Below are 2,502 nucleotides of genomic sequence, written 5' to 3' on the forward strand. Positions count from 1 at the left end.
GAGACTTAAAACAACGGCGTATTACCGTACCAGAATCAGAACAAGATTTACGCTTGGTGAAAGTATTGCTGGATCAGGTAGTAAAAGCCAAAGAGCACGATCAGTTTCTGCCCAATAGTGATGACAAGCTTCTCAAGCCAATTTTGCAGGAGCTTGATCAAGATCCAACCACAACAAAATCAATCAAAGACTGGGCTGCCCAGCTACATACGACCGAGCGAACGCTGGCAAGACACTGCCAGGACAAATTAGGAATGAGCTTCACCGAATGGCGTCAGCGGCGGAAATTTATCTACTCGCTCCACCTGTTGCGCAAAGGGCTCTCTGTCAAAGAAATCGCATTCACCTTGGGCTATCACCAGGCATCCCCGTTTATTACGCTATTTAAACGGCATGCCCAGTGCACCCCGGAGCAATACAGACAACGGTTTTATCCTCGCACGGAACGATGATCAAGGAGATTATCTGAAAGTAAATTGAAAGATCCCTATCAAGACTCGGTCTATATGATATGAGCGCGATAGGGGGAACAATGAAGTTGTTGTTAACACTTTTCTACGGACTTATCTTCACTCTGCCGTTAAGTATGCAAGCCGCATCGCTTAACGGCTTTACTCTTGATCGCCTTACGGTTCCTGCAGAACAGATCCTCTCTGGCGGTCCTGGAAGAGATGGCATACCCGCGATTCTCACTCCGCATTTTATTAATGCCAACAACGCTCGTTTCCTCAAACAACACGACACTGTACTTGGCCTGACGATGAACGGCAAAAGCAGGGCCTATCCGATCAAAATTCTTAACTGGCATGAAGTTGTCAACGACAGCATTGACGGTCGCCATTTTGTTATTAGCTACTGCCCGCTGTGCGGCTCGGGGATGGCTTTTCTTGCCAAACCCGGAAAGCAAGTACTCACATTCGGTGTGTCTGGGCTGCTCTATAACTCAGATGTCCTCATGTATGATCATCAAACAGAATCACTATGGTCACAAATTCGCGGCAAGGCGATAAGCGGCGTTGCCTCCGGCACCTCCCTGACACAATACCCGCTGACACTGACCCGCTGGAAACAATGGTTAGAGGATCATCCCGACACCAAAGTCCTCTCGACCAAAACCGGCTTTTACCGCAGTTACTCTCAGGATCCCTATGCCGGTTATAGCCGCACACCGCGCCTATATTTTCCTGTTGCCAATCAGGCACCATCAACTTATGCGGTAAAAGAAACCGTATTGGGATATAAAGGCAGCAAGCAAAATATAGCCTTCCCGTTTTCTGAATTACGGAAGCATGATCAAGAGAAGTTCAGTTATCAATTCGAAGGAAAGCCGTTAACTATTCATTGGGATAGCCAAAATCAGTCGGCTTGGGTCAGTAATTCAGACGGCCAGCAGCTCAGCTCAACCCTGCTGTACTGGTTTGCATGGTATGCCTTCTATCCGGATACGGTAGTATTTAAAGCCAGCAAGTAGACAATACTGGGCTTGAAAGGACATCAATGAGGGGGAGGAATCGAAGGCGTCCCTGCCTTCAGCTATGGATAGCTTATCGTTAAATAAATTAAATAGTGTCTTCGACAGGAACCAACTCTTCCAGCTCTTCTTCCTGCTTATCAGAAAGCTTATCTATCATCAGAGCAATAACACCATCGCCGGTGACGTTACAGGCGGTACCAAAGCTATCCTGTGCCAGATGCAGTACAATTTGCAGGGCAATCATCTCTTCGGTGAACCCAAGCATTGAGCCCAACAAACCAACAGAGGCCATGACTGCCCCGCCCGGCGCGCCCGGTGCAGCCACCATGGTAACACCCAGCATGGCAATAAATGGCAAGGCTTCAAACAAGCTTGGTACTGCACCAGCGCCTGTCATGATAATGACCGCCACTGCGACACTGGCAATACTGATCACCGAACCAGACATGTGGATATTGGCACACAATGGCACAACAAAATTGGCAATAGTGTTAGACACACCATTTCGCTTTGTCTGCTGCAGAGTTACCGGAATGGTCGCCGCTGAAGACATAGTACCAATCGCAGTTAGGTAGGCAGGCATCATGGTACGCAACAACGTCAATGGCGACTGCTGCATAACTGCACCAGCAGTAATAAACTGAACAGCTAGCCAGAACCAGTGCATCACGATAACAGCCAGCAATACCAGGCTAAACGTGTGCAGTGTGGCAAATACCGTCCCTTTGACCGTCATATCCGCAAAAACACCTGCAATATAAAATGGCAATGCCGGAATGATCACTTTATTCAGAAACAGCTCAATGATATCGCGGCCCTGATCACTCATTCTTTTCAGCTGATCGGCACCTGTACTTGATATCCCCAGCCCGAACATAAAGGCAATCGTCAGTGCCGTCATGATATTCATTAAAGGTGGTATTTTAAGTTCAATAAATGGTGCCAGAACGGTTTTCACCTCAGGCATATCACCAGCGCCACTTAACAAAGCCGGAAATAAGTGCCCAGCGACAGTGAAGGCAAAAAGA

3 protein-coding genes are annotated in these 2,502 nt (G+C 47.8%); 2 read left to right on the forward strand and 1 reads right to left on the reverse strand.

Going from position 1 to position 2,502, the window contains the following annotated elements; translation table 11 throughout:
- On the forward strand, positions 1-452 hold a 452-nt coding region (locus MHN01_RS24460), incomplete at its 5' end, for a helix-turn-helix domain-containing protein (protein ID WP_239413978.1).
- Positions 453-532: 80 nt separating this feature from the next.
- The gene (locus MHN01_RS24465) at positions 533-1,471 is read left to right on the forward strand and encodes a DUF3179 domain-containing protein (RefSeq protein WP_239413979.1); all 939 of its coding nucleotides are present in this window, start codon (positions 533-535) and stop codon (positions 1,469-1,471) included.
- Positions 1,472-1,559: 88 nt separating this feature from the next.
- Here MHN01_RS24465 and MHN01_RS24470 read toward each other — a convergent pair.
- Positions 1,560-2,502, reverse strand: a 943-nt coding sequence (locus MHN01_RS24470) for a cation:dicarboxylate symporter family transporter (RefSeq protein ID WP_239413980.1), incomplete at its 5' end; no start/stop codon positions are given.

Origin of the sequence: Photobacterium sp. OFAV2-7 (genome assembly GCF_022347985.1) — a bacterium.
Taxonomy (GTDB): Bacteria; Pseudomonadota; Gammaproteobacteria; order Enterobacterales; family Vibrionaceae; genus Photobacterium.

What these genes read in the sequence shown, in the direction of transcription:
- MHN01_RS24465 (WP_239413979.1), top strand. Translation starts at nt 533, where the DNA reads ATGAAGTTGTTGTTAACACTTTTCTACGGACTTATCTTCACTCTGCCG.